Source organism: Cupriavidus oxalaticus, assembly GCF_016894385.1.
GTDB lineage: Bacteria > Pseudomonadota > Gammaproteobacteria > Burkholderiales > Burkholderiaceae > Cupriavidus > Cupriavidus oxalaticus.
Genome location: NZ_CP069812.1, coordinates 3,661,185 through 3,686,266, shown reverse-complemented (window position 1 = coordinate 3,686,266; position 25,082 = coordinate 3,661,185). Strand labels below are relative to the sequence as shown.

Here is a 25,082-nt window from a genome sequence, read left to right as displayed (position 1 = left end):
CGGCTTGCTATGATGCAGCCATGGCCGACGAGCTAGTCATTCCCCACCACGAATACCTGATCACTGCGATCCGCGCGCAAGGCGCGGGCGGCCAGAACATCAACAAGGTGTCCAACGCCGTACACCTGCGTTACGACGTGCGGACCTCCTCGCTGCCACCTGACCATAAGGAACGTCTTCTGGCCTTGCACGATCACCGCATCACGCGCGATGGCGTGGTGGTGATCAAGGCGCAGCAATTCCGCAGCCTCGAGCAGAACCGCGACGAAGCGGTGCGGCGCCTGCATGAGCTGGTGCGCAGCGTCGCCACGCCACCGCGCGTGCGGCGGGCCACGCGTCCGACGCTGGCATCGCGCCAGCGCAGGCTGGAAGGCAAGAGCCAGCGCAGCCAGGTCAAGGCGCTGCGCGGCAGGGTGTTCGACTAGCCCGCTTGCGAGGCAAGCCCCAGGTCAGCGCGCGGACTGCAGCGCGGCAATGCGCTGCTCGATCGGCGGATGGCTGGAGAACAACGCCATCCACGACTTGCCGCCGGCGATGCCCATGGCCTGCATGTTCTGCGGCAGTCCGTCCGGCTCCAGCCCGCCCAGGCGTCGCAACGCCGAGACCATCGGCGTGGGCGATCCCATCAGGCCCGATGCGCCGGCATCGGCGCGGAATTCGCGCTGGCGCGAGAACCACGCCACGATGATGCTGGCCAGCACGCCGAACACGATCTCGCAGATGATCACCGTCACCATGTAGCCGATGCCGGGGCCGCTCGATTCCTCGTCATTCTTGCGCAGCATCGAATCGACGAAGTAGCCGACCACGCGCGCCAGGAAGATCACGAAGGTGTTGACCACGCCCTGGATCAGCGTCAGCGTGACCATGTCGCCGTTGGCCACGTGCGCGACCTCGTGTGCCAGCACCGCCTCCACTTCCTCGTGCGACATCGATTGCAGCAAACCGGTGGACACGGCCACCAGCGAGCTGTTCTTGGTCGCGCCGGTGGCGAAGGCGTTGGGCTCGCCGTCGTAGATCGCCACCTCGGGCATGGGCAGGCCGGCGCGCTGCGCCAGCTTTTCCACCGTCTGCACCAGCCACAGCTCGGTGCTGGTGCTCGGGTGGGTGATCACCTGCGCGCCGGTGGACCACTTGGCGATGGTCTTGGACATCAGCAGCGAGATAAACGCGCCGCCAAAGCCCATCAGTGCCGCAAAGGCCAGCAACATCCCCAGGTTCAGGCCATTGGCGGTCAGGAACCGGTTCACGCCGAGCACGCTGGCGGTGATGCTGAGGACGATCATGACGGCGATGTTGGTCGCCAGGAAAAGCAGTACGCGTTTCATGTGTGTATGGAATGCAGTCGAGTGCAATCGAAGTGGAGCAACAGTGGAGCAACTACAGCGGGGATGCGGACGAGCCGCAAGGGCGCACCGCACTCGCGGCACGGCGCGCGGGAAACGGCGGACGCGGGCAACCGCGGCCGCGCACGCTCAGGCGCGCGGCGGGCGGGGCAGCAGCGGCAGGTCGGGTTCGGGCAGTGGGACGCCGGCGTAGCGCGGCGGGCCGGCGCGGCCCGCCCACGCGGCGAGGCGCAGGGGAGATGCCGGCAGCAACTGCTCGGCAAGGTCGGCGCCGGGCTGCGGTTGCGGCTCGGGGGATTCGGGCGCCGGCGCAGCATCTGCCGGGGTGGCGTGCTCGGCTTGCAGGGCGTCGCCGGCCGTGTTGTCGGCGATGTCGTCGGCCATGCCGTCGGCTGCACTTGCAGCCTGTGCAGTGGCGGACGCCACCAGCCCGTGGCCGATCGTATCCACGGCATGCGCGAGCGCGCCCGCCCAGCCCGGAAGGGGCAGGAAGGCCAGCATCATGGCCAGCAGGAGAAGCCGGAGCGAACGCACGTGGGGACGACTTATCGGTAGGTGTGAAGGGATTCTACAGGATGCGCCAGGACGCCGGCGCCGGTTGCGGCACGTCGCTGCAAGGTCGCGCAGACTGCCCTACACTAGCCAAAACCCTGGAGTGATTACAGGGATCTGGCCACCCAAGACAGGACCTCCACCATGCGTATCGGCGAACTTTCCCGTACCAGCGGCTGCGATGTCGAGACCATCCGCTATTACGAACGCGAGGGGCTGCTCGACGCCCCGCGGCGCGAGGCCAACGGCTACCGGCGCTATGACGACGGCCACCTGGTGCAGCTCAATTTCGTGCGCCATTGCCGCTCGCTCGGCATGAGCCTGTCGGACGTGCGCCGGCTGCGCGAGTTCGAGCGCAACCCGTCGCAGGATTGTGACGACATCAACACGCTGCTGGACCGCCAGATCGCGCAGATCCATGCGCAGCGGGTGGCGCTGGAGGCGCTGGAAGGGCAGTTGCGCGCACTGCGCGAAACCTGCCATCACCACCATCACCAGCCCGCCAGCGAATGCGGCATCCTGCAGAACCTGCAGCAGGCGGCGGCCGGGGCCGCCTGTGAATGCCATGCGCCCGCGCACGATGCCGGACATGCTGCCAATGGGTGAGGTACACGGGCATGCCGCTGTGCTACGATGGCTGTCACCGTGATCGCACCACAGCGGTGCGCCAATCCGGGCGGTGCCTTGCATCGTAAGCGATGACTTACGTTGCGGGCCTTGTGGCCAAATGGCCGCCGCACACCAATCTTTTCCACATGACCGTGAACGATCGCCCGACGCCGATGACCGACGCGCCTGTCCGCCTGCAGCGGACCGGCCGTCCGCGCGCGTCCGCGTTCGCCATGTCCCCCCGCCGGATCAGCGCACCGCCTGCATCCGCCCGGTTCCCAGCCTGACTGTCTCCCACCACGGGGCCCGGGCCGAACCGGGCCCGAGCCAGCCTCTCCATGGTTGCCGGCGACTGACTCGCCATTGCCGGCACCGTTGATATCTGCGCTGCCGCGCAAAGCCAAGACTTGACCGCGCTGCCGCCTGCCACTTGTCATGCGGCCGGGCCGCGCCCACCCATGACTGCCGGAGGATCCGCCATGAAGGCCACCAAGAAACAATCCGCACAATCCGTGTCGCTGTACCTGACCGAACTCGACGTCACGCGCCTGGAGCGCATCGCCAGCCGCGCCGGCTCGACGCAGCTCGAGGACATGCTCGACAGCCTGCTGGCGCGCGCCACCATCGTCGCGCCGGAGGAAATCCCGACTGATGTGGTCACCATGAACTCCCGGCTGGTGTGCACCCTGCCGGGCGATCCGTCGCCGCGCAACTGGACCCTGGTCTACCCGGATGCGGCCGACTTCGACGCCGGCCGGCTGTCGGTGCTGTCGCCGGTGGGCCAGGCGTTGCTGGGCGCACGCGCCGGCCAGACCGTCGGCTACCGCCTCCCGGACGGCCGCGAGCAGCAGGTGACGGTCAGCGAGATCGCCTTCCAGCCGGAAGCCAGCGGCCAGTACACGCTCTGAGCGGCCGCCGCGCCAGCGGCGCATGCCGGATAGAACACATGCACGCCGCACCGCGTGCTTGCAACCGGCGATCCGTGGACACCATTCATCGGCAAGCGAGTCGTTTCACGACTCGCAACGCACCATTCGTCGCAGCGGCATTTCTGCTTGCGCGCACTGTGACTAATCTTCAGTCCGTGCTCGTATCGCAACGTAGATTGCCGGGCGGTCGGAGCTTCACCCGGCCAGAAAACAAGCCAGACGAAATCAGTTGAAGGAGTCCCGAAATGATCGCCAGACGTATCCTTGGCGGCGCGCTTGTGTTCGCGGCAGTTGCCGCGTCCGCTGCGGCGTTGGCTGCCCCCGCCACCAGCAAGGTCGGCAAGTTTGATGTGTATGCCGATGCGCTGCGCGCCGGCAAGTATGACGTGTACACGGACGGCGCCAAGCAAGGCAAGTTCGATACATACACCGATGGCGCCCGCACCGGCCGCTTCGATGTGTACTCGGAAGGCTCGCGCCAGGGTGGCAAGTTCGACACCTTTACCGAAGGCACGCATACCTTCAGCGGCGAGATCTCCAAGCAAGGCAAGTTCGACACCTTCAGTGAAGGGACGCACACCTTCAGCGGCGATATCGCTGACCGCGCGCTCGACAACTCGCGCACCGGTGACGGCTCGCTGTACGGCTATCGCGTCTGAGCGGCGCAGCCGAACGCCTGACTTCTCCGGTCCTCACCCGACCTGAAGCGGCCACCACGGTGGCCGCACTTTTTCTCTCCCGCCTGCCCGGCTGACCTCCTCCTCCTTCTCTCTTCGCCTGGCAGGCGTTTTTCTCCCCTTCCTGTTTGCTGTTTGCCGCACGCCCGCGGCGCCGGGTGCCGTGCCTGAGGCTTCATGGCTCGCGCGCGGCGAAGGTGTCGCACTTGCGGACGTCGCCCGACTCGATGCCGCGGCGCAGCCAGCGCACGCGCTGCTCGCTGGAGCCGTGGGTAAAGGCTTCCGGCACGACATAGCCTTGCGACTGGCGCTGCAGCCGGTCATCGCCGATCGCGGCGGCGGCCTTCAGGCCTTCTTCGATATCGCCCGGTTCCAGCAACTGCTGGTTGGCGCGCTGCGCGGTGGCGGCCCAGACGCCGGCCAGGCAGTCGGCCTGGAGTTCCATGCGCACCGACAGCTGGTTGGCCTGCGCCTCGCCCATGCGGCGGCGGGCGGCGTCGACCTTTTCGGACACGCCCAGCAGGTTCTGCACGTGGTGGCCGATCTCGTGCGCGATCACATACGCCTGGGCAAAGTCGCCGCCGGCGCCGAAGCGCTTGCGCAGTTCGTCATAGAACGCCAGGTCGATATAGACCTTCTGGTCGCCGGGGCAGTAGAACGGGCCCATCGCAGACTGGCCGGTGCCGCACGCGGTCGGCGTGGCGCCGGAGAACAGCACCAGCGTCGGCGGCGCGTAGCGGCGGTTCAGCTCGGTCTCGAAGATGTGTTGCCAGGTGCGCTCGGTATTGCCCAGCACCTTGCGCGTGAAGACCGTCATCTGGTCCGTGGCGGGCGGCCGGTTGGCCTGCTGTTGCTGTTGTTGCTGGCCCGAGCCTTGCAACACGGATGCGCCCTGCATGATCAGCGTCGGGTCGATACCGAAGAAGTACGATGCTGCCAGCGCGATGATGACCGTGCCGATGCCGATCGACTTGCCGCCCAGCCCGCCGAATCCGCCACGTCGGTCTTCTACGTGCTGGCTTTCGGCTTCGTCATCGAGGCGCATGCTGCGGGCTCCTGGGGGAAAGTGATGGGCGGTCCCGGGGTAGGCCGGGTGGAAGTCAGTATAGCAATGGGTGTGGCGATGGTTTTCCCCCCTCTCCCGCGCCCGCCTTTTTTGGGCCATCAAGAAAAAAACACCACCCGATCACCCTGGAGACGGGCAATGCGGGCGGTGTGCGGCAAACATAAGAAACCGGGCTTGCGCCCGGTCCGGTCACTGCGTGAACGTCCCAGGACGGGACGCTGGTGCGGGGGCTAGGCCAATGCGGCTTCCCGCGTGGACGAGGTCGTGGCCACCGCGCCGGCGCCGACTTCCGCCACGCGCAGCAGGTTGGTCGTCCCGCCCTGGCCGAACGGCATGCCGGCCGCGATGGTGATCTGGTCGCCCGGCGCGGCGTAGCCTTCCGCCAGCGCCGCGCGCGTCGCGGCATCGACCATCTCGTCGACGCTCTGCACGTCCGGGCTCACGGTGGAGTGGATGCCCCACGCGATCGCGAGCCGGCGCGCGATGTCCAGGTTCGGCGTGATGCTGACGATCGGCGCGCACGGCCGCTCGCGCGCGGCGCGCAGCGCGGTGGCGCCCGACGACGTATAGGTCACCGTCGCCGCCGCGCCGATGATCTGCGTGACTTCGCGCAGCGCGGCGCAGATCGCGTCCTGGCGCGTGTTCAGCGGAGTCTCGTGCTGCGCGTCGAGCAGGTTGCGGTACAGCGGGTCGCGCTCGACCTCGGTGACGATGCGGTTCATCATCGACACCGCCTGCACCGGGTAGCGGCCGTTGGCCGACTCGGCCGACAGCATCACCGCATCGGCGCCTTCATAGATCGCGCTGGCCACGTCCGAGGCTTCGGCGCGCGTCGGCACCGGCGAGTCGATCATCGATTCCAGCATCTGCGTGGCGATCACCACCGGCTTGCCGAGCTGGCGGCACACACGCAGGATGCGTTTCTGCACGCCGGGCACGCGCTCTGGCGGCAGTTCCACGCCGAGGTCGCCGCGCGCCACCATCACCGAATCGGACACGCGCACGATCTCTTCCAGCTGCTGCAGCGCGGCCGGCTTCTCGATCTTGGACAGGATGCCGGCACGGGTGCCGACGATCTCGCGCGCCTCGACGATATCGGACGGGCGCTGCACGAACGACAGGCCGATCCAGTCCGCGCCCAGCGACAGCGCGAAATCCAGGTCCTTGCGGTCCTTCGCGGTCAGCGCGGGGATCGGGATCACCGCGTCGGGCACGTTCACGCCCTTGCGGTCCGACAGCGTGCCGTTGTTGGCCACGCGCGTGGTGATGGTGCCGGTCGTCACCGACTCGATCGCCAGGCGCACCTTGCCGTCGTCGATCAGCAGCGACTGGCCCGGCTGCGCGGCCTCGAACAACTCGGGGTGCGGCAGGTAGACGCGGGTGCCGTCGCCCGGCGTCGGGTCGCTGTCGAGCACGAACACGTCACCGGTGCGCACCGCGACCTTGCCCGCGGCAAAGGTGCCGATGCGCAGCTTGGGGCCCTGCAGGTCGGCCAGCACGGCGATGGGGCGGCCGGTCTCGGCCTCGACCTGGCGCACCGCGTCGTAGCGCGCGCGGTGGTCCTCGTGCGTGCCGTGGCTGAAGTTCAGGCGGAACACGTCCGCGCCGGCATCGAACAGCGCGCGGATCAACGCGATGTCGGTGCTGGCGGGGCCGAGCGTGGCCACGATCTTCGCTTTGCGCTGGCGTCTCATGATGTCTCCTCTTCCATTCTCGGTAGCGGCGCGTCGGCGCCGCGAGTCAGTCGGTACTACGTTGGCGGCGATCGTCAGACGATCAGGATCGCGCGGAAGTCGTTCACGTTGGTACGGGTCGGCCCAGTGACGATCAGGTCGTCCACGCCGGCAAAGAAGCCGTAGCCATCGTTGTTGTCCAGATGCGCACGCGCATTCAGCCCGCGCGCGGCGGCGCGGGTCAGCGTGTCGGGCGACAGCAGCGCGCCGGCGTTGTCTTCCGAGCCGTCGATGCCATCGGTGTCGCCGGCGATCGCATGCACGCCGCGCAGGCCGTCGAGCGCCACCGCGAGCGCCAGCAGGAACTCAGCATTGCGCCCGCCGCGGCCCTTGCCGCGCACGGTCACCGTGGTTTCGCCGCCAGAAAGGATCACGCACGGTTTGCTGAAGGGCTGGCCGCGCTGGGCGACCTGGCGCGCGATGGCGGCGTGGACTTCGGCCACTTCGCGCGCCTCGCCTTCGATGCAGTCGGACAGGATGTGGGCCTCGAAGCCCAGTTCGCGCGCACGCGCCGCGGCGGCTTCCAGCGATTGCTGCGCGGTGGCCAGCGTCACATGGCGATGGCCTTCGAAGCGTGCATCGCCCGGCTTGGGCGTCTCGCCGGCACCGCTCTCCAGGTGCGCGCGCACGTTGGCGGGCACGTCGATGCCGTACTTGGCGATCACGGCCAGCGCATCCGCGCAGGTGGTCGCATCGGGCAGCGTCGGGCCGCTGGCAATGAGGGTCGGGTCATCGCCGGGAATATCGGAAATCAGCAGCGTTTCCACGCGCGCCGGCGCGCAGTGCAGCGCCAGGCGTCCGCCCTTGAGCGCGGACAGGTGCTTGCGCACGCAGTTCATCTCGCCGATGCTCGCGCCGCTCTTGAGCAGCGCCTTGTTCACGGATTGCTTGTCGGCCAGCGTCAGGCCCGGCGCGGGCGCGGCCAGCAGCGCGGAGCCGCCGCCGGAAATCAGGCACAGCACCAGGTCGTCGGCGGTCAGGCCCTGCACCAGTTCCACCATGCGCTGCGCGGCGCGCGCGCCAGCTTCATCGGGAACGGGGTGGGCGGCTTCGACCACTTCGATCCGTTTGCAATCGGCACCATGGCCGTAGCGCGTCACCACCAGGCCCGACAGCTCGCCTTGCCAGTTCGCTTCCACCGCCTGTGCCATCGCCGCGGCGGCCTTGCCGGCGCCGATCACCACGGTGCGGCCCCTGGGCGGCGCCGGCAGGTGTGGCGGCAGGCAATGGCTGGCGCTGACGGAAGCGACCGCGGTATCGAACAGGTCGCGCAGCAGCGCGCGCGGATCGAGCTGTCCGGGATGGGCTGCCGTGCGCTGGGGCGACAGCAGGGCGGCTTGGGGTTCGGTGACGAGCATGAAGAATCCTGGTGCTGACGGGGTACTGACGGGGTGCCGATTTGGGTACTGATCGCGTACTGATCGGGTACTTCAAAGCGTGTCGTCCCCGCGGGGCGGGGACGACGGGGTTGCTGCTTACTTGGCGTTGGCGATCTGGTGGTTAGACATGATCTCGATCGCGCGGCACAGGGCCGAGTGGTCCTGCTTGCCCAGGCCGTTGGCCGAGCAGGTGTTGAACAGCTCCTGCGCGGTGGCGGTGTTGGGCAGTGCCACGCCCAGCGCCTTGGCACCCTGCAGCGCCAGGTTCAGGTCCTTCTGGTGCAGTTCGATGCGGAAGCCCGGATCGAAGGTGCGCTTGACCATGCGATCGCCGTGCACCTCCAGGATGCGCGAGGCCGCAAAGCCGCCCATCAGCGCCTCGCGCACCTTGGCCGGATCGGCGCCCGCCTTGGAGGCGAACAGCAGCGCTTCGGAAACGGCCTGGATATTCAGCGCGACGATGATCTGGTTGGCCACCTTGGTGGTCTGGCCATCGCCGTTGCCGCCCACCAGCGTGACGTTCTTGCCCATCAGCTCGAACAGCGGCTTGACCTGGTCGAAGGCCTCTTGCGGGCCGCCGACCATGATCGTCAGCGACGCGGCCTTGGCGCCCACTTCACCGCCCGACACCGGGGCGTCCAGGTACGATGCGCCCAGCTTGTTGATGCGCGCGGCAAAGTCCTTGGTGGCGATCGGCGAGATCGAGCTCATGTCGACCACGATCTTGCTGTAGCTGGCTTCCTTGCCGGCGGCCTTCAGCGCGGCGGCAACGCCCTTGTCGGCAAACAGCACGGCCTCAACGTGCGGCGTGTCCGGCACCATGATGACGATGATGTCGGCGCGCTTGGCGACTTCCTCGGCGCTGGTGCAGACGGTCACGCCTGCGTCGACCAGCGCTTGCGGAGCCGGGTTGACGTCATGCACGAACAGCGTGTGGCCGGCGGCGCGCAGGTGGCCCGCCATCGGTGCGCCCATGATGCCCAGGCCGATGAAGCCGACGTTGCGTTGGTTTGCCATATTGATGTCTCCTTGCTTGAGAGTAAGTCTGTCTTGGTTCGCGTAGGTGGTAACGGGTTACCGCAGGGGTTACCGCAGGGGATGACGCAGCGGGGCGCTTACTGCACGCCGTGCGCGGCGCGCCAGCCCAGGCCGGCCTCGGTGGTGGTCTTCGGCTTGTACTCGCAGCCGATCCAGCCGGTGTAGCCGATCTCGTCCAGGAACTTGAACAGGTACTGGTAGTTCAGCTCGCCCGTGCCCGGCTCGTTGCGGCCCGGGTTGTCGGCCAGCTGCACGTGCTTGATCCTCGGCAGGTTGGCCTTGATGGTGTTGGCGATCTCGCCTTCCATCCGCTGCATGTGATAGATGTCGTACTGCACGTACAGGTTGGGCGCGTTGACCTGGTTGATCAGGTCGATCGCCTGCTGCGTGCGCGACAGGAAGAAGCCGGGAATGTCGAAGGTGTTGATCGGCTCGACCAGCAGGTCGATATGTTCGGCGGCCAGTGCGCCGGCGGCGAAGCGCAGGTTTTCCACCAGCGTTTCCTGGGCCTGCTCGCGCTTGACGTTCTGCGGCAGGATGCCGACCAGGCAGTTCAGCTGGCGCACGCCCAGCACCTTGGCGTACTTGATGGCTTCGCCCACGCCGTCCTGGAACTCGCCGACGCGGTCCGGGTGGCAGGCAATGCCGCGCTCGCCCGCGTCCCACTTGCCGGCGGGCAGGTTGTGCAGCACCAGGTCCAGCTGGAAGCGGTTCAGGCGGTCAGCGATCTGGTCCGCGTGGAACGCATACGGGAACAGGAATTCCACGCCGCGGAAGCCCGCGCGCGCGGCGGCTTCGAAGCGGTCGAGAAAGCCCGTTTCGTTGAACAGCATGGTGAGGTTGGCCGCAAGTTTGGTCATTTGTCATCTCCGGTGACTTGGTTTTTCTTGTCGTTCCCGCGCAGGCGGGAACCCAGTGGCTTTCAAAGACGCTGGATTCCCGCCTGCGCGGGAATGACGTGTCGGACTGCAGGGGGCTGTGGCGTCTTACGCCGTTTCCACTTCTTCGTTCAGGATGGCCTCGTCCGCTTCCTCGATGTCTTCGATCGGCTCGAACTCGTTGATGTTGTCGATCTCGGTGCCCATCGCGATGTTGGTCACGCGCTCCAGGATCACCTCGACCACCACCGGCACCGAGAACTCGGCCATCAGGTCGCGCGCCTCGGCAAAGGCGGGGGCGATGTCTTCCGGCTTGAACACGCGGATCGCCTTGCAGCCCAGGCCTTCCACCACCTTGACGTGGTCCACGCCGTAGCCGTTCAGCTCAGGCGAATTGACGTTGTCGAAGGCGAGCTGCACGCAGTAGTCCATCTCGAAACCGCGCTGCGCCTGGCGGATCAGGCCGAGGTAGGAGTTGTTCACCACCACGTGGATGTACGGCACCTTGAACTGCGCGGCCACGGCCAGTTCCTCGATCATGAACTGGAAGTCGTAGTCGCCCGAGATCGCCACCACGTCAGAATCCGGCGAGGCGGTCTTCACGCCGATCGCGGCCGGGATGGTCCAGCCCAGCGGGCCGGCCTGGCCGCAGTTGATCCAGTGGCGCGGCTCGTTGACCGACAGGAACTGCGCCGCGGCGATCTGCGACAGGCCGATGGTGCTGACGTAGCGCACGTCGCGCGGGAAGTACTGGTTCATCTCGCGGTACACGCGCTGCGGCTTGACCGGCACGTTGTCGAAGTCGCTCTTGCGCTGCATGGTGCGGCGGCGCTTCTGCACGTCGGCCACCCACGACTTGCGGCACGGCAGGCGGCCGGCCATCTTCATTTCGCGGGCCACTTCGACGAACAGTTCCAGCGCGGCCTTGGCGTCCGACACGATGCCCAGGTCCGGGCCGAACACGCGGCCGATCTGGGTCGGCTCGATATCGACGTGCACGAACTTGCGGCCCTTGGTGTAGACATCGACGCTGCCGGTGTGGCGGTTGGCCCAGCGGTTGCCGATGCCCATCACGAAATCCGAAGCCAGCAGCGTGGCGTTGCCGTAGCGGTGCGAGGTCTGCAGGCCGACCATGCCGGCTTGCAGCGGGTGGTCGTCGGCCAGCACGCCCCAGCCCATCAGCGTCGGCACCACGGGCACGTTGACCAGCTCGGCGAACTCGACCAGCAGGTCCGATGCATCGGCGTTGATGACGCCGCCGCCGCACACGATCAGCGGGCGCTCGGCCGCGTTCAGCATGGCGATGGCCTTCTCGATCTGGGCGCGCGAGGCGGCCGGCTTGTACGGCTGCAGCGGCTGGTAGGTCTCGGGATCGAATTCGATCTCGGCGACCTGCACGTCGAACGGCAGGTCGATCAGCACCGGACCCGGGCGGCCCGAGCGCATGATGTGGAAGGCTTGCTGGAACACTTGCGGCACCAGCGCCGGCTCGCGCACGGTCACGGCCCACTTGGTCACGGGCTTGGCGATCGACTCGATATCGACGGCCTGGAAGTCTTCCTTGTACAGGCGCGCGCGCGGGGCCTGGCCGGTGATGCAGAGGATGGGGATCGAATCCGCCCAGGCCGAGTACAGGCCGGTGATCATGTCGGTGCCGGCGGGGCCCGAGGTGCCGACGCAGACGCCGATATTGCCCGGCTCGGCACGGGTGTAGCCCTCGGCCATGTGCGAGGCGCCTTCGACGTGGCGGGCCAGCACGTGGCTGATGTTGCCCGACTTGCGCATCGCCGAGTAGAACGGGTTGATCGCCGCGCCCGGCACGCCGAACGCCGTGGTCACGCCTTCCTTCTCCAGAACCGCGATGGCCGCGTCGATTGCTCTCATCTTTGCCATGATCTTGTCTCCAATGGTGGTGGGATTCGCATTGGAGTCGATCCTATTCCCCTAACCGGGCCGGGATAAACAGAAGGACGATCAGTTGATTCGATACTTCCGGTATGGAATGTGGCCTTGGAAGCCTGATGAGACGGTCGCCGATGGCACGCCAGCGTATGCAATTGGATATGTGGTGTGATGAAGCGGCCACGCTGCGCAGCGGTGGGTACGCTGCCCGCACCGCCCGTCGAGGTGGCTATCCGGCACGTGCCCGAGCGGCGAAAATGGCGCCATCCCGTTGCCCGTGCCGACCATGTATTCCAGGCTGCCGCCGACCTACGAACTGCTTGAAGCGCTCGACGCCCCCAGCGCGCCCACGCCGCCATCGGCGAGCCCGCCGGCCGGCGGCCTGGCCCGCCTGCTGTGGATCGGCTTTATCGTCGCGCTGTTGGCGACCCTGCTCGGCGGCGGGGCGCTGGCCGTGTGGCGGCTGTGGCTGAAGCACCCGGTGCCGCCGTGGTCGCTGCGCGCGTTCGAGGCCTTCCTGGCCGTGGCGGCCACCTGCTATGTGGGCGCCGGGCTGGCGCGCACGCGCTCGGTGCTGGGCAGGCTGCGCAACCCGCTGCGCTGGCAAGCCCGCGAAATGGACCGCCAGCGCGCGGCCGAAGACGCGCTGCTGCGGCAACTGGCGCGCATCCCGCCGGCGCAGCTGGAGGCGCGCCAGCGGCGTGTGGCCCTGCAACTGCGGCTATGGGAAGGCGCCGCACGAACCGTGGGCCTGCTGCTGGCGCTGGCGCCCGCCGCGGTGGTGCTGGCCAGCGCGTGGCGCGCCTTGCCGCGTCCGGAGCAGACGGTGCCAACGCTGCTGTGGGGCTATGGCGTGATGCTGGTCGCCGGCGGCGCCACCTACCTGTACTTGCATGTGCAATGCAGCCGGCCGTTGCGGCGGCTGGCCTACGTGCTGGGAGAGGCGGCGCGGATGAATGCCGAACTGGACGCGCGGCGCGCACGTTGAGCCCCCAGCGTCACGGCTTCCGGAATCACGTTGTGCGTGGCGCCGCCGCGGATGTGCCCGCGAGCGCCGCGACGCACCGCCCGCCATGCGCCGGGCCCGATCCGCTTCATAAGCGCAGCCGGGATGCCACAGCGGCGCCGATGCCGCACAATGACGGCCGGGAGACTGATATCCGATGGACAAACTCAAGCAAATCGAAGCCTTTATCGCCGTGGTGGAGCACGGCAGCATGGCCGCCGCGGCGCTGACGCAGAACGTCACGCCGGTGATGATCGGCCGCCGCATCAACGCACTGGAAGCGCGCATCGGCGTCAAGCTGCTGCATCGCTCCACGCGCCGCATCGCCGTGACCGAGCAGGGCGCGGTGTTCATGGAGCAATGCAAGAAGGCCCTCGCCGATCTGGACCGCGCCGAGATGCTGATCGCCGAAGGCAAGCACAAGGCCACCGGCCACCTGATCGTGTCGGCGCCGGCCGCGTTCGGCCGCAAGCACGTGGCACCGCACGCGCCGGGCTTCCTGGCCGCCAACCCGGAAGTGCAGATCTCGTTCAACCTGACCGACCGCGTGGTCGACCTGGTGCGCGAGGGCTATGACGTGGGCATCCGCATCGGCGGCGCGATCGACCCCAACTTCGTCGCGATCAAGCTGGCGCAGAACAAGCGCGTGGTGTGCGGCACACCGGCGTACTTTGCCAAATTCGGCGTGCCGCAGACGCTGGACGACCTGGAGCATCACAACTGCCTGGCGTTCAACCTGCAGGGCGGCCAGCAGCGCGGCTGGTACTTCAGCCAGAACGGCAAGGCCGTGACGGTGCGCGTCAACGGCAACCTCGACTGCAACGACGGCGAGTTGCTGCACCGCTGGACCGGCGAGGGCCTGGGGCTGGGCTGGCGCTCGACCTGGGAGATCCTGCCGCAGCTGGAGAGCGGCGAGCTGATCACCGTGCTCGACGAATACGCGCTGCCCGACTACGACATCCTCGCGGTGTACCCGCAGCAGCGCCCGGTGCCGGCCAAGATCCGCTTCTTCATCGAGCACCTGAAAGCCCAGTTCGCGCGCCCCGGTTACTGGATGGCCGGCGGCAACGGCGACTGAGCGCAACGGGACAAGATGCCAATATCAGCCTGGCTGGCCGACCTCGTCGTCATCGTGCATGGGCTGTTTATCGTGTTCGTGGTGGCCGGCGGCCTGCTGGTGCTGCGCTGGCCGCGGCTGGCATGGGTCCACCTGCCCGCCGCGGCGTGGGGCGTGCTGATCGAGTGGTCCGGGTGGATCTGCCCGCTGACGCCGCTGGAGAATGCGCTGCGCCGTGCCGCGGGGGAGGCGGGCTACAGCGGCGGATTTATCGAGCGCTACCTGTTGCCGCTGATCTATCCGCCGGGCCTGACGCCCGCCGTGCAGCTGTGGCTGGGATTGGTGGTGTTGGTCGTCAACGTGGCGGTCTACGCGGTTTGGTGGCGCCGCCGGCGCCGCCACTGAGCTACAGGCTTCAACGCGCCGGGTCAAACCGCGGCACGCGTTTCTCCATGTTGGCCAGCACCGCCTCACGCTGGTTGGGCGAGCCGACCAGGCGGTCCTGCTCGTCCGACTCGGCTTGCAGGATGGCGGCATTGTCGCCGCGCTCGACCACGGCCATCAGCCGCTTGGCAGCGCGGATCGCATCCGGGTTCTTCTGCGCCACCTGGCGCGCCGCTTCCAGTGCCGCGGCACGCGGGTCGTCGGCGACGTAGGTGGCGAGCCCCAGCTCGCACGCTTCGGTGCCGCTGAGCACGCGCGCGCTGTAGACCAGCTCGCGCAGCACGTCGGGGCGCACCAGGCCGCGCGTCAGCACCATGCCGGCCATGTCCGGCACGAGGCCCCACTTCATCTCCATCACCGACAACTTCGTGTCGGGCGCGACGTAGCGCACGTCGGCGCCCAGCGCCACCTGCAGGCCGCCGCCGAAGGCTACGCCGTGCACCGCCGCGAACACCGGCACCGGCAGCTCGCGCCACACCATGCAGGCATATTGCGGGCGGTTGGAAATGCCGTTGGTGCGCTTGCCGAGCCGCCCGCCGCCGATGCTGTCGCTTTCGCTGCTGCCACCATCGCCGGACAGCATGCCGGCCATGCGGCCCATGTCCAGGCCCGCGCAGAACGCACGGCCTTCCCCCGACAGCACCACGGCGCGCAGGTCCTGCGTGCGGGCCAGCTGCTCGCCGGTCTCGATCAGCGCATCGAACATCGCCTGGTCGAGCGCGTTCATCTTGTCGGGTCGGTTCAGGCGGACGTCGGCGACGCCGCCTTCGATGGTGACGATGATCCGTTCATTGCTGCTGGCGCTCATGCGCGGGCTCCTTGGGTTGGTATGCCAGGTGTGCTGCAACGGCGAGGTCTGCTCAGCGGCCCTTGAACTGCGGCTTGCGCTTCTCCACGAAGGCAGCGACGCCTTCCTTGCAGTCTTCGCTGCGGCTGGCGCGCGACTGCAGCGTGGCTTCGATTTCCAGCTGCGCGGCGAGATCGTTGCCGAAGCTCTGGTTCAGCGCTTCCTTGATCATGCCGTAGGCCGCCGTCGGCATGGTGGCGAGGTGCTGCGCGAGCTTGCCGGCCTCGTCCTGCAGCGCGGCATCGTCATGAACCTTCCATACCAGCCCGATGCGGTGCGCTTCCTCGGCGTCGATCTTCTCGGCCAGGATGGCCAGCGCGCGGGCGCGCATCTCGCCGGCATAGCGCGGCAGGAAGTAGGTGCTGCCGGCATCGGGGATCAGCCCGATCTTGGAGAACGCCTGCAGGAAGCTGGCCGAACGGCCCGCCAGCACCACGTCGCCGGCCAGCGCCAGGCTCATGCCGGCACCGGCGGCAACACCGTTGACCGCGGTGATGACCGGCTTGGGCATCTGGCGCAGCGCCAGGATGACCGGGTGATAGCGCTCGCGCAGCATCTGGCCGGAGTCCTGCAGGCCATTGCCGCCGGCCTGGCGCGCCGCCAGGTCGGCGCCGGCGCAGAAGCCGCGGCCGGCGCCGGTGATCAGCACGGCCCGCACTTCGGCATCCGCCGCGGCGCGGTCCACGCCTTCGCGCAGCTCGCGCATCAGGTCGGCGTTCATTGCGTTGAGCACGTCCGGGCGGTTCAGGGTCAGCGTTGCGACGCCTGCGCTGGATTGGTAGAGCACGGATGCTGTCATCGTTGGATCTCCATGTACGTTGTGGTTGCTCTTGAGTTTTTTCGGATCGCGCGTCAGCGCATGGGCTTGAGCGCATCGGCCGACGCGTCACCCAGCTTGCTGCCGCCATCGCAGTCAAGGATGGTGCCGGTCACGAAGTGCGCGTTATCGCTGCTCAGGTACATGGCGGCGTCGGCGATATCGTCCTTGGTGCCGTAGTCGCGCAGTGCCAGGCGGGCCTTGTAGCGTGCCTCGGCTTCGGGCGTCGGCGCCAGCCGCGCCATGCCTTCGGTATCGGCGATCGGGCCGGGCGAAATGCCGTTGACGCGCACGCCGGCCGGGCCCCATTCCATCGCCAGGCACTTGATCAGCATGTTGATGCCGGCCTTGGCCGCGCAGGCATGGGCCTGGAACATCATGGCGTTGACGCCTTGCGGCGCCGTGATGGCGATCAGCGATGCGCCGGGTTTGTGCAGATGGTCGAAGCTGGCGCGGAACACGTTGAAGGTGCCGAGCAGGTCGATGTCGACCACGGTCTTGAATGCATTGGCCGACATGCCGACCACCGGCGCGAGGAAGTTGCCGGCGGCGCCGGAGATCACTACGTCGATCGGGCCGAGCTCCTGGCGCGTGCGCGCCAGCGCCGCTTCCACCGCCGCGTAGTCGCGCACGTCGGCCGCCATGCCGATCGCGGTGCCGCCTGCGGCGGCGATGCCCTCGGCGGCGGCCTGGATGCGGTCCTCGGTACGGCTGATCAGCGCCAGCTTCGCGCCGGCGCGGGCGAAGCCGTGCGCGATGCCGAGGTTGATGCCGGAAGAAGCGCCGGCGATGAATACGGTCTTGCCGGCGAAGGCGTCTGCGCGAAAGGCACTGGGCATGGATAGTCCTCTTGATCGTCTGTGTCGGGCCCTCGCGATCCTAACCCGAGGCATGCATTCGGTTATGGCTGCGTTCGTCAGCAACGCGATGGGGCCGGCGCGGCAATGTGCGCGATCCCGCACGGCCTCGCCGCTGCACGCTTTCGCGCAAGTGATTGGCCGGAAAGGAAAAATGCCACGCTGCGGCATTGTTTGCAGGCTTCGCGGGCTGGCGGCGCTCAGCACTGCAAAAGCCAGCCCTCAGAAAAAAGAAAGCCCGCACACCGTTGCAGCGTGCGGGCGGCCTTCCGGCGATGATGCGCGGAAGGCAGAGTGCTCATGAAGTGCGCCCCCGCGTCTTCATGGCGAGGACAAGTGTGCCCGGGCGCAGCCCAGGCCGCTTTGACTCACGTCAAGCGCTGGTCAACGGCCAGCGCTGGTGCTACGCCAGCAGCGCCGCGACCAAGTCCTTGCCTCGTGCCACCGGCGCGGTTTCCTCGAAATGCAGCGCGCTTTCGACATGGCTGAGGTGGTCCACCATCAGCGCGACGGCGCGCTCGGCATCGCCCGCGCGCGCGGCCTCGATGAATTCGCGGTGCTCGTCCGACGAGCACGCCGCATCGCGCCGGGACTGGTACAGCATGGTGATGACCGCGCTGCGCGTCGACAGTTCGCGCATCATCTCGGTCAGCACGCCGTTGCCGACCACCTCGGCCAGCACGATATGGAAGTCGCCCAGCAGCCGTGTGCGCACCTGCGCGTCGTTGCCGCCGATCGACTTGCGCTCGGCCGCCAGGTGTTTGTCGATGCGCTTGTAGTCGGCCGCGGTGGCCTTCGCGACGAACTCGCGCGCCAGCGCCGCTTCCAGGATGCGCCGCACGGCAAAGACCTCGCGCGCTTCTTCCGCGCTGGGCTTGGCGACGAACGCCCCCTTGTCCGGCACGATCTGGATGACCTTGTCCTTGCTCAGCATCAGCAGCGCCGCGCGCACCTTGGTGCGGCTGACGCGGTAGACGCTGGCCAGCGCCTCCTCGCGCAGCTTGGTGCCGGGCGGCAGGCGGTGCGAGACGATCGCCGCGACGATGTCGTCGGCGATCGCTTCGGCGGTCATGTCGGGATCGATATGCTCGGGCATGGCAGCGCACTTGCGCAGGGGCTGCGCGTTGGGGAAATGCCGTGATTCTAGCGCCCTGCGACAGTCCCCGGCACGGCGGCGGGCGAACCGGCCACGGCGGTGTCATCCGCCATGGCGGCGAGGCCGGCATCCAGGTCGGTCGCCTCGATCGTGCCGTTGAGCACGCCGCGCGCCCGTTCGCGGTCGATATCCTTCTCCCACGCGGCCACCACCACGGTCGCCACGCAGTTGCCGATCAGGTTGCCGAGCGCGCGCGCGATGCCGATGAACCAGTCCACCGACAGCACCAGCACCAGGCCGATCGCCGGGATTGCCGGATGCGCCGACAGCGTCGCCGCCAGGATCACGATGGCCGAGCCCGGGATGCCGTGCGCGCCCTTGGAGGTGACCAGCGCCACCGCCAGGATGCCGAGCAGGTCGGCCATCGCCAGCGGCGTGTTGGTGGCCTGGGCGATAAACACCGCAGCCAGCGTCAGGTAGATCGAGAAGGCATCCAGGTTGAACGAGTAGCCGGTCGGGATCACCAGGCCCACCACCGACTTCTTGATGCCCATGAACTCCAGCTTCTTCATCACCTGAGGCAGCACGCTGTCCGACGAGGCCGTGCCCAGCACCACCAGCAGCTCGGCGCGCAGGTAGCGGATCAGCTTGATCACCGAGAAGCCGCACACGCGCATGATGGAGCCCAGCACCACCAGCACGAACACGATCACCGCGCCGTAGAACAGGAACACCAGGAAGCCCAGCTGCTTGAGCGAGCCGATGCCGTACTTGCCCACGGTGAAGGCCACCGCGCCCAGCACGCCCAGCGGCGCCAGCTTGATGATGAAGCCCATCATCTTGAACAGCGTGTGCGAGAACGTATCGATCAGCCTGACCAGCGGCCGGCCCGGCTCACCCACCAGCGACAGCGCGCAGCCGAACAGGATCGACACCAGCAGCACCTGCAGGACATCGCCGTTGGCAAAGGCGCCGAACACGGTATTGGGGATCAGCTTGAGCAGGAAATCGACCGTGCCCTGGTCCTTGACCTTGGTGGCGTTGTCGATAAAGCCGGCAATGGCCGACGCGTCGAGCGAGCGCGGATCCACGTTCATGCCGACGCCCGGCTGGAACCAGTAGGCCAGCAGGATGCCCAGCGCCAGCGCGATGGTGGTGACGATCTCGAAATACACCACCGCCTTGATGCCGACGCGGCCGACCTTCTTCAGCTCGCCGGCGCCACAGATGCCGGCCACCACCACGCAGAACACGATCGGGCCGATCAGCATCTTGATCAGCTTGATAAAGGCATCGCCGAGCGGCTTGAGCTTGGCGGCGAATTCGGGGAAGGCGAGGCCGAGTGCCGTGCCGATCACCAGGGCGATCAGCACCTGGCCGAACAGCGAGCGGGTAAAGCGGGTGTGCAGGCGTGGTGTGCCCGGGCTGGGCTGCGAGGGTACTGCATGCTGCATGGTTGTCTCCGTGCCGGGCCGGTCCTGCGCATTTGCAGGGAAAGTGCGCTGGCTGGCCCATTTCGATCCAGGAATCACCGGCGGCCCCGTACTGCTCTGACGGCTGGGTGGGCTGCCGGCCTTACGTTCTCGGGCAGGGCTCCGGGTCGGGAGCGCGCCACCGCGTGGACAGCCCCCCTGTTGGGGCGGAATCCACGCAATCCGTTGTTGGGACGGGATTGTCCGCAGCGGATTGTCTGAACGTGGAACCGAATATAGTGCATATCATTTTTGTATGCAATTTTTGAATTCACTGTGCTACCATGAATCGCACAGAATAGAGCTTCGGCCATGGGCATCCCCGCCCGCACTGGCACCCCGCCAGCCACGCCGCCGCGGCTTTCAAGCACTTCCAGCAGGAGACACGCATGGCAGCAAATCCGTCGTCGGCCAGCATGCCGACAGCCGCGCCGGCAGCCGCAGAGGCAGGCACGCGCATCATGGCCTGGGCCGATGCCCTGGCCGCCCACACCGAGCAGCCCGGCATGCTCACCCGCACCTACCTGACCGAGGCCCACCACGGCGCGGCAGCACAGCTGGCCGAATGGATGCAGCAGGCCGGCATGACGGTGCGGCGCGATGCCGCCGGCAACGTGATCGGCCGCTACGAGGGCACCACGCCCGGCGCGCCGGCGCTGCTGACCGGCTCGCACTTCGACACCGTGCGTGACGCCGGCCGCTATGACGGCAACCTGGGCGTGATCCTGCCGATCGCGTGCGTGGCCGAATGGAACCGCCAGGGCAAGCGCTTCCCGTTCGCGCTCGAGGTGGTGGGCTTTGCCGAGGAAGAGGGCGTGCGCTTCAAGGCGACGCTGCTGGGCAGCCGCGCCATCGCCGGCACCTTCGACAACAAGGTGCTGGACAACGTCGACGACAGCGGCAAGACCATGCGCGAGGTGATGCGCGAGGCTGGCTTCGATCCCGCCGGCCTGCCTGCCGCCAGGCATGACCGCAGCAAGGTTGCGGCCTTCATCGAGGTGCATATCGAGCAGGGCCCGGTGCTGCTCAACGAGGGCCTGCCGGTCGGCGTGGTCACCGCGATCTCCGGCGCCACGCGCTTTATCGTCGAGCTGGAAGGCCTGGCCGGCCACGCCGGCACGGTGCCGATGGACATGCGCCGCGATGCCGCCATGGCCGGCGCCGAAATCGGCCTGTATATCGAGAAGCGCTGCGGCGGCAAGCCGGGCCTGGTCGGGACGGTGGGCCAGTTCAACGTGCCCAACGGCGCCACCAACGTGGTGCCTGGCCACGCGGTGTTCTCCATCGACATCCGTTCCGGCGTCGACGCCGAGCGCGAGGCCGCCGTCAACGACGTGCTGGCCGAGATCGAACGCGTGTGCGCGCGCCGCAACGTGCGTGCGCAGGTGCGCAAGACCCATGAGGCGAACAGCGTGCCGTGCGCCCCGTGGCTGCAAGAGCAATGGGCCGCCGCCATCGCCCGCCAGGGCGTGCCGGTGCGCCACCTGCCGTCCGGTGCCGGCCATGACTCCATGGCCATTGCCGCCATCGCCGATGTCGCCATGCTGTTCGTGCGCTGCGGCAACGGCGGCATCAGCCACCATCCCACCGAAACCATGACCGCCGAGGACGCAGCACTGTCCGCGCGCGTGTTCAGCGATTTCGTCGAACACTTCCGGCTGCAGCAGTAAGCCCGCGCCCGGAAGCCCACCCGAACCCTCCTGAGAAGTTACGAGAACAAGTCATGACCGCACGAGACAATATGAACCCCATCGAAACCACGCTGACGCAGTTCATCGACCAGCACCGCCCGCAGCAGGAAGCCTTCCTGGCCGAGCTGGTCAAGGTGCCGTCGGACAACCCGGCCGGCGATTGCGATGCCCACGGCAAGCGCGCCAGGGAACTGCTGGAGGGCCTGGGCTTCACGGTCGAGGCGCACAAGGTGCCCGACGCGCAGGTGCAGGCAGCCGGCATGATCAGCGCCACCAACCTGATCGTGCGCAAGCAGTTCGGCACGGGCGGCCCGGTCATCGCCATGAACGCCCACGGCGACGTGGTGCCTCCGGGCCTGGGCTGGACCAAGGACCCGTATGGCGGCGAGGTGGCCGACAGCGAGCACGGCCCGGTCATGTACGGCCGCGGCGTGGCGGTGTCGAAGTCGGACTTCGCCACCTACACCTACGCCGTGCTGGCGCTGATGGAAGCCGAGAAGCAGGGTGCGAAGATCAACGGCGCGGTCGAGCTGCAGTTCACCTATGACGAGGAAACCGGCGGCGATATCGGTCCCAAGTTCCTGCTCGACAACAACCTGAGCAAGGCCGACTACGCCATCTCGGCCGGCTTCTCGTACGGCATCACCTCGTCGCACAACGGCTGCCTGCACGTCGAAGTGACGGTCAAGGGCAAGCAGGGCCACGCCGCCATGCCGCACACCGGGGTCGACGCGATCGAGGCCGCCACGCATATCCTGCAGGCCATCTACGGCCTGCGCGCCGAGCTGGCCACGCGCAAGTCGAAGGTGCCGGGCATCGACACCGCCACGCTGAATGTCGGCCTGATCAAGGGCGGTATCAACACCAACGTGGTGCCGGACCTGGTGACCTTCCGCGTCGACCGCCGCATGATCCCCGAGGAAATCGGCTTCGACGCCGAAGGCGAGATCCGCGCCGTGGTCGAGCAGGCCGCCAAGGACCGCCCCGGCATCGAAGTGAAGGTCGAGCGCATCATCCTGGCCGAGCCGCTGTCGGAACTGCCCGGCGTGGAGAAGCTGATCGGCGCGCTGAAGAGCCGTGCCGAGTCGGTGTTTGGCGTGGAAATCCCGGTGCAGGGCGTGCCGCTCTACACCGACGCCCGCCATTACACCAAGCGCGGCATCCCGACGGTGCTGTATGGTGCCGGCCCGCGCACGCTGATGGAAGCGCGCGGCCACAACTCGGACGAGAACCTGCGCCTGAACGACCTGAACCGTGCAACCAAGGTGGTGGCGCTGGCGTTGTCGGACCTGATGAAGTAAGCGGGGAAGGCATCTCCGCGCCGGCGACGGAGCGGCGACAGAAACGCCACGGCTTGGGTCGTGGCGTTTTTTTATGAGCGCTTGCGCCTACTCCGGCAGCGTATTCGCCCCCGTCCCGAGCACCCGCTGCATCAATACCGTATCGATCCACTGCCCATGCTTGAAGCCGACCGCTTCCAGCCGGCCCACGGTCCGGAAGCCCAGCCGCTCATGCACGGCCAGGGAGCCGGCGCCTTCGCCGCTGGCGGTACAGGCGATCACCGCGACCATCTGGCGCCACGGGCCGGTTTCGCACCGCGCCACCAGCTCGGCGAGCAGCGCCTGTCCCAGGCCCTCGCCAACACAGCGGTGGTCGACATAGATCGAGTCCTCGATGGCGAAACGGTAGGCGCTGCGGGTGCGGTAGGCCGAAGCATAGGCGTAGCCCAACACCGCGCCATCGCGCTCGGCGACCAGGTAGGGCAGGTTCTTGCGGCGCACCTCGGCGAAGCGCAGCCGCATGTCATCGACGGTAGGCGGCACTTCCTCGAACGAAGCGCGGCCGTGCAGGACATGGTGCGTGTAGATGGCGTGGATGGCCGCGACGTCCGAGGCGGTGGCGTCGCGCAGCGTGAACGGCTTGCGCGCGGCGACGGGACGGAGGGATGCGGTGGGGGAGGTCATCGGGAGAGCAGGCCAGTGGCCGGATGCATGGACTTGGGGCAACGCAGGATGCGTGCCCGGCACTTGTTCCCTTGTACCTGCGCGCGGCCCGATGTGTTGTATATAGTGCCGTTGGATTTGCACCGCATTAGTGCCACGCCCCAGCATGGGGCGCGCATCAACAAGAAAGGACACCTGCCATGATCACGATCTACCACAACCCCCGCTGCTCCAAGTCGCGCGAGACGCTTGCCATGGTCGAGGAAGCCGCCGGGCGCCTGGGCGAGCCGGTGGAAATCGTCGAGTACCTGAAGAACCCGCCGTCCGTGGCGACGCTGCGCCAGCTCAACACCATGCTGGGCGTGCCGGTGCGCGAGATGATCCGCGCCAACGAGGCGCCGTACGCGGAGCTGGGCCTGGACGACCCGGGCCTGACCGATGCCGAGCTGCTGGCCGCCGTGGCCGACAACCCGATCCTGCTGCAGCGCCCCGTGGTCGTGCGCAACCGCCGCGCCGCCATCGGCCGCCCGCCCGAGAACGTGGTGCCGCTGCTGGCCTGAAGCGGACGCCGGAATAAAACCGGCCCCCACGAACTGTGGGGGCCGGCCGGTCTGCGAGACAAACAGCTTCAGGCGGGTCGTCTAATGAACACCCAGCCAGTGCATGGCCTCCTGACCGAAAGCAATGGCCGCGAGCACGACCAGCAGCACCACCAGCGTCACTGTACTGACGTACAGCGTTGCCTTGGCGACTTCGGCGTCTTCATCCGAGGTATGGTGATGGGTGATGGGCGTGGCGCCCTTCGCGTGCGACCCATGCGGCCAGTGAATCCGGCCGGCCAGGCCCCTCAAGTGCAGGTCGGTAGGAAAACGCATGATCCACACCTCCTCGGCAGGCGCCGCGCGGCTCCGGGCAACATCGGTCAGGCGGATGGTGGCGGGTTGCGCAAGTGCGCCGAATGATCGGTTGGCTCGTTTCGCCCGGTGCGCCACATCCGCTTCTACTATAGGCGGGTTGGCGGCAGATGCGTGAGCGCGGTCTGCAAGGGGCGTGCCGCAGTGCATGCCGCGCTGCAGCAACGCTTCAGGCGGCCGGATCAGGTTGTGAGGACTCGCTTATGCCGTTCTCTGCAGCCGGCGCCAGGCTTGCCAGCGCCGCTTCCCGCGCTCGCTGCGCTGCCAGCATGTTGCAGAACAGCGCGCCCTGTTCCAGCGCATCGTCCAGCGCCACATGGGTGTGGGGCAGCGGATCCATCCATTCCTTCGGGAAGGTCGCCTTCACGGTCTTGCGGTAGGGCCGGCCCGTCAGCGCAAAGCCCAGCGTCTTGATGTCCAGCGCGGCCCAGCCGAACGGCGAGCGCCCGGCGAAGCGCATCATGTACCAGAACATCCAGGTGAAATCGAAGCCGGCCGGGAAGGCCACGAAGACCGGCTTGCCGGGCAGGCTCTCGACCCATTCCACGTAGCGCACCAATGCGTCCTCCGGGCGCTGCAGGTCGCGCCGGCAGGCGCTCCAGGCCTCGGGCTGGGTCTGCCACCACTGCATCTGTACCGGGTGCCCCGCGGCGCCGGGCAGCGTCTCCAGGTTTGCCGAAAACGTGCCGATCACGGTCTTGTCCGCCAGCATGGCGGCCGAAGCGAACGACAGCATCGAATGCGGGCCAGGAATGGGGCCGTCCGCCTCGACGTCGGTGCTGACGTAGATTTCCGGCCGGGTGTCGGGTAGCTGTCGCTTGGCCATGGG

At 67.7% G+C, this 25,082-nt stretch carries 26 protein-coding genes; 10 read left to right on the top strand and 16 right to left on the bottom strand.

The window, feature by feature from the left end:
• The first annotated feature begins 20 nt into the window (after positions 1–20).
• Positions 21–425, top strand: a complete 405-nt coding sequence (arfB, locus tag JTE92_RS29540; protein WP_063240890.1) for an alternative ribosome rescue aminoacyl-tRNA hydrolase ArfB — start codon at positions 21–23, stop codon at positions 423–425.
• A gap of 24 nt (positions 426–449) precedes the next feature.
• On the opposite strand, the gene htpX is transcribed toward arfB, so the two are convergent.
• Both htpX and JTE92_RS29530 read right to left on the bottom strand, forming a co-directional pair.
• Positions 450–1,328, bottom strand: a complete 879-nt coding sequence (htpX, locus tag JTE92_RS29535) for a protease HtpX (protein WP_063240891.1) — start codon at positions 1,326–1,328, stop codon at positions 450–452.
• Between the two features lie 147 nt (positions 1,329–1,475).
• The gene (locus tag JTE92_RS29530; protein WP_063240892.1) at positions 1,476–1,850 is read right to left on the bottom strand and encodes a hypothetical protein; all 375 of its coding nucleotides are present in this window, start codon (positions 1,848–1,850) and stop codon (positions 1,476–1,478) included.
• A gap of 192 nt (positions 1,851–2,042) precedes the next feature.
• Between JTE92_RS29530 and JTE92_RS29525 the strand changes: the two genes are divergently transcribed.
• The 3 genes from JTE92_RS29525 (at position 2,043) to JTE92_RS29515 (ending at position 4,095) form a co-directional block, all read left to right on the top strand.
• Entirely contained in the window at positions 2,043–2,504 is a 462-nt protein-coding gene (locus JTE92_RS29525) for a Cd(II)/Pb(II)-responsive transcriptional regulator (protein WP_063240893.1), read from the top strand.
• Between the two features lie 482 nt (positions 2,505–2,986).
• Positions 2,987–3,415 carry a nucleoside diphosphate kinase regulator gene (gene rnk / locus JTE92_RS29520; RefSeq protein WP_063240894.1) on the top strand — a complete coding sequence of 143 codons (429 nt, stop codon included), beginning with the start codon at positions 2,987–2,989 and terminating at the stop codon, positions 3,413–3,415.
• A 266-nt stretch (positions 3,416–3,681) separates the two neighbouring features.
• Positions 3,682–4,095, top strand: a complete 414-nt coding sequence (locus JTE92_RS29515; protein ID WP_029046599.1) for a hypothetical protein — start codon at positions 3,682–3,684, stop codon at positions 4,093–4,095.
• 193 nt (positions 4,096–4,288) lie between these two features.
• Here the strand turns inward: JTE92_RS29515 and ypfJ are convergent, their stop codons facing one another.
• The 6 genes from ypfJ to gcl form a co-directional block, all read right to left on the bottom strand.
• Complete coding sequence (gene ypfJ / locus JTE92_RS29510) at positions 4,289–5,158, bottom strand: KPN_02809 family neutral zinc metallopeptidase (RefSeq protein WP_063240895.1); 870 nt, start codon at positions 5,156–5,158, stop codon at positions 4,289–4,291.
• A gap of 251 nt (positions 5,159–5,409) precedes the next feature.
• Complete coding sequence (pyk, locus tag JTE92_RS29505) at positions 5,410–6,873, bottom strand: pyruvate kinase (RefSeq protein WP_063240896.1); 1,464 nt, start codon at positions 6,871–6,873, stop codon at positions 5,410–5,412.
• A 74-nt stretch (positions 6,874–6,947) separates the two neighbouring features.
• Positions 6,948–8,270 (bottom strand): glycerate kinase type-2 family protein, encoded by a 1,323-nt coding sequence (locus JTE92_RS29500; protein WP_063240897.1) that lies wholly within the window; start codon positions 8,268–8,270, stop codon positions 6,948–6,950.
• Between the two features lie 117 nt (positions 8,271–8,387).
• The gene (locus tag JTE92_RS29495; protein WP_063240898.1) at positions 8,388–9,308 is read right to left on the bottom strand and encodes a 2-hydroxy-3-oxopropionate reductase; all 921 of its coding nucleotides are present in this window, start codon (positions 9,306–9,308) and stop codon (positions 8,388–8,390) included.
• Between the two features lie 98 nt (positions 9,309–9,406).
• Positions 9,407–10,189 carry a hydroxypyruvate isomerase gene (gene hyi, locus JTE92_RS29490; RefSeq protein ID WP_063240899.1) on the bottom strand — a complete coding sequence of 261 codons (783 nt, stop codon included), beginning with the start codon at positions 10,187–10,189 and terminating at the stop codon, positions 9,407–9,409.
• Positions 10,190–10,315: 126 nt separating this feature from the next.
• The gene (gcl, locus tag JTE92_RS29485) at positions 10,316–12,100 is read right to left on the bottom strand and encodes a glyoxylate carboligase (RefSeq protein ID WP_063240900.1); all 1,785 of its coding nucleotides are present in this window, start codon (positions 12,098–12,100) and stop codon (positions 10,316–10,318) included.
• Positions 12,101–12,395: 295 nt separating this feature from the next.
• Between gcl and JTE92_RS29480 the strand changes: the two genes are divergently transcribed.
• The 3 genes from JTE92_RS29480 to JTE92_RS29470 all read left to right on the top strand — a co-directional run bounded on the left by JTE92_RS29480 (position 12,396) and on the right by JTE92_RS29470 (position 14,577).
• Positions 12,396–13,097: a hypothetical protein gene (locus JTE92_RS29480; protein WP_063240901.1), complete on the top strand. Its 702-nt coding sequence runs from the start codon at positions 12,396–12,398 to the stop codon at positions 13,095–13,097.
• Between the two features lie 175 nt (positions 13,098–13,272).
• Positions 13,273–14,193, top strand: coding sequence for a LysR family transcriptional regulator (locus JTE92_RS29475; RefSeq protein WP_063240902.1), 921 nt, complete (start codon positions 13,273–13,275; stop codon positions 14,191–14,193).
• A 15-nt stretch (positions 14,194–14,208) separates the two neighbouring features.
• Positions 14,209–14,577, top strand: a complete 369-nt coding sequence (locus JTE92_RS29470; RefSeq protein WP_063240903.1) for a DUF2784 domain-containing protein — start codon at positions 14,209–14,211, stop codon at positions 14,575–14,577.
• Between the two features lie 10 nt (positions 14,578–14,587).
• On the opposite strand, the gene JTE92_RS29465 is transcribed toward JTE92_RS29470, so the two are convergent.
• From JTE92_RS29465 to JTE92_RS29445, 5 genes are all read right to left on the bottom strand, one after another.
• On the bottom strand, positions 14,588–15,424 hold the full coding sequence (locus JTE92_RS29465; protein ID WP_063240904.1) for a crotonase/enoyl-CoA hydratase family protein: 837 nt from the start codon (positions 15,422–15,424) through the stop codon (positions 14,588–14,590).
• A gap of 52 nt (positions 15,425–15,476) precedes the next feature.
• Positions 15,477–16,262, bottom strand: coding sequence for an enoyl-CoA hydratase-related protein (locus JTE92_RS29460; protein WP_063240905.1), 786 nt, complete (start codon positions 16,260–16,262; stop codon positions 15,477–15,479).
• 53 nt (positions 16,263–16,315) lie between these two features.
• The gene (locus tag JTE92_RS29455) at positions 16,316–17,119 is read right to left on the bottom strand and encodes an SDR family oxidoreductase (protein WP_063240906.1); all 804 of its coding nucleotides are present in this window, start codon (positions 17,117–17,119) and stop codon (positions 16,316–16,318) included.
• A 421-nt stretch (positions 17,120–17,540) separates the two neighbouring features.
• Positions 17,541–18,233, bottom strand: coding sequence for a GntR family transcriptional regulator (locus tag JTE92_RS29450; RefSeq protein WP_063240907.1), 693 nt, complete (start codon positions 18,231–18,233; stop codon positions 17,541–17,543).
• A gap of 47 nt (positions 18,234–18,280) precedes the next feature.
• The gene (locus tag JTE92_RS29445) at positions 18,281–19,687 is read right to left on the bottom strand and encodes a C4-dicarboxylate transporter DctA (protein ID WP_063240908.1); all 1,407 of its coding nucleotides are present in this window, start codon (positions 19,685–19,687) and stop codon (positions 18,281–18,283) included.
• A gap of 407 nt (positions 19,688–20,094) precedes the next feature.
• Here JTE92_RS29445 and JTE92_RS29440 point away from each other — a divergent pair, with 407 nt between their 5' ends.
• On the top strand, positions 20,095–21,375 hold the full coding sequence (locus JTE92_RS29440; protein WP_063240909.1) for an allantoate amidohydrolase: 1,281 nt from the start codon (positions 20,095–20,097) through the stop codon (positions 21,373–21,375).
• Positions 21,376–21,428: 53 nt separating this feature from the next.
• Positions 21,429–22,697 carry a M20/M25/M40 family metallo-hydrolase gene (locus JTE92_RS29435; protein ID WP_063240910.1) on the top strand — a complete coding sequence of 423 codons (1,269 nt, stop codon included), beginning with the start codon at positions 21,429–21,431 and terminating at the stop codon, positions 22,695–22,697.
• An 87-nt stretch (positions 22,698–22,784) separates the two neighbouring features.
• On the opposite strand, the gene JTE92_RS29430 is transcribed toward JTE92_RS29435, so the two are convergent.
• Positions 22,785–23,360, bottom strand: a complete 576-nt coding sequence (locus tag JTE92_RS29430) for a GNAT family N-acetyltransferase (protein WP_063240911.1) — start codon at positions 23,358–23,360, stop codon at positions 22,785–22,787.
• A 179-nt stretch (positions 23,361–23,539) separates the two neighbouring features.
• Here JTE92_RS29430 and arsC point away from each other — a divergent pair, with 179 nt between their 5' ends.
• Positions 23,540–23,899 (top strand): arsenate reductase (glutaredoxin), encoded by a 360-nt coding sequence (arsC, locus tag JTE92_RS29425; RefSeq protein ID WP_063240912.1) that lies wholly within the window; start codon positions 23,540–23,542, stop codon positions 23,897–23,899.
• Positions 23,900–23,980: 81 nt separating this feature from the next.
• Here arsC and JTE92_RS29420 read toward each other — a convergent pair whose 3' ends face one another.
• On the bottom strand, positions 23,981–24,214 hold the full coding sequence (locus JTE92_RS29420; RefSeq protein WP_063240913.1) for a hypothetical protein: 234 nt from the start codon (positions 24,212–24,214) through the stop codon (positions 23,981–23,983).
• A 208-nt stretch (positions 24,215–24,422) separates the two neighbouring features.
• Positions 24,423–25,079, bottom strand: a complete 657-nt coding sequence (locus tag JTE92_RS29415; RefSeq protein WP_063240914.1) for a hypothetical protein — start codon at positions 25,077–25,079, stop codon at positions 24,423–24,425.
• Between the last annotated feature and the right edge of the window lie 3 nt (positions 25,080–25,082).

Coding starts and splice junctions, on each gene's coding strand:
- JTE92_RS29430 (WP_063240911.1), bottom strand. CDS start 23,360: ATGACCTCCCCCACCGCATCCCTCCGTCCCGTCGCCGCGCGCAAGCCG.
- JTE92_RS29525 (WP_063240893.1), top strand. CDS start 2,043: ATGCGTATCGGCGAACTTTCCCGTACCAGCGGCTGCGATGTCGAGACC.
- JTE92_RS29435 (WP_063240910.1), top strand. CDS start 21,429: ATGACCGCACGAGACAATATGAACCCCATCGAAACCACGCTGACGCAG.
- ypfJ (WP_063240895.1), bottom strand. CDS start 5,158: ATGCGCCTCGATGACGAAGCCGAAAGCCAGCACGTAGAAGACCGACGT.
- JTE92_RS29460 (WP_063240905.1), bottom strand. CDS start 16,262: ATGACAGCATCCGTGCTCTACCAATCCAGCGCAGGCGTCGCAACGCTG.
- JTE92_RS29415 (WP_063240914.1), bottom strand. CDS start 25,079: ATGGCCAAGCGACAGCTACCCGACACCCGGCCGGAAATCTACGTCAGC.
- JTE92_RS29515 (WP_029046599.1), top strand. CDS start 3,682: ATGATCGCCAGACGTATCCTTGGCGGCGCGCTTGTGTTCGCGGCAGTT.
- arsC (WP_063240912.1), top strand. CDS start 23,540: ATGATCACGATCTACCACAACCCCCGCTGCTCCAAGTCGCGCGAGACG.
- JTE92_RS29455 (WP_063240906.1), bottom strand. CDS start 17,119: ATGCCCAGTGCCTTTCGCGCAGACGCCTTCGCCGGCAAGACCGTATTC.
- JTE92_RS29440 (WP_063240909.1), top strand. CDS start 20,095: ATGGCAGCAAATCCGTCGTCGGCCAGCATGCCGACAGCCGCGCCGGCA.
- JTE92_RS29445 (WP_063240908.1), bottom strand. CDS start 19,687: ATGCAGCATGCAGTACCCTCGCAGCCCAGCCCGGGCACACCACGCCTG.
- rnk (WP_063240894.1), top strand. CDS start 2,987: ATGAAGGCCACCAAGAAACAATCCGCACAATCCGTGTCGCTGTACCTG.
- JTE92_RS29495 (WP_063240898.1), bottom strand. CDS start 9,308: ATGGCAAACCAACGCAACGTCGGCTTCATCGGCCTGGGCATCATGGGC.
- JTE92_RS29450 (WP_063240907.1), bottom strand. CDS start 18,233: ATGCCCGAGCATATCGATCCCGACATGACCGCCGAAGCGATCGCCGAC.
- htpX (WP_063240891.1), bottom strand. CDS start 1,328: ATGAAACGCGTACTGCTTTTCCTGGCGACCAACATCGCCGTCATGATC.
- arfB (WP_063240890.1), top strand. CDS start 21: ATGGCCGACGAGCTAGTCATTCCCCACCACGAATACCTGATCACTGCG.
- JTE92_RS29480 (WP_063240901.1), top strand. CDS start 12,396: ATGTATTCCAGGCTGCCGCCGACCTACGAACTGCTTGAAGCGCTCGAC.
- JTE92_RS29475 (WP_063240902.1), top strand. CDS start 13,273: ATGGACAAACTCAAGCAAATCGAAGCCTTTATCGCCGTGGTGGAGCAC.
- pyk (WP_063240896.1), bottom strand. CDS start 6,873: ATGAGACGCCAGCGCAAAGCGAAGATCGTGGCCACGCTCGGCCCCGCC.
- hyi (WP_063240899.1), bottom strand. CDS start 10,189: ATGACCAAACTTGCGGCCAACCTCACCATGCTGTTCAACGAAACGGGC.
- gcl (WP_063240900.1), bottom strand. CDS start 12,100: ATGGCAAAGATGAGAGCAATCGACGCGGCCATCGCGGTTCTGGAGAAG.
- JTE92_RS29420 (WP_063240913.1), bottom strand. CDS start 24,214: ATGCGTTTTCCTACCGACCTGCACTTGAGGGGCCTGGCCGGCCGGATT.
- JTE92_RS29465 (WP_063240904.1), bottom strand. CDS start 15,424: ATGAGCGCCAGCAGCAATGAACGGATCATCGTCACCATCGAAGGCGGC.
- JTE92_RS29500 (WP_063240897.1), bottom strand. CDS start 8,270: ATGCTCGTCACCGAACCCCAAGCCGCCCTGCTGTCGCCCCAGCGCACG.
- JTE92_RS29470 (WP_063240903.1), top strand. CDS start 14,209: ATGCCAATATCAGCCTGGCTGGCCGACCTCGTCGTCATCGTGCATGGG.
- JTE92_RS29530 (WP_063240892.1), bottom strand. CDS start 1,850: ATGATGCTGGCCTTCCTGCCCCTTCCGGGCTGGGCGGGCGCGCTCGCG.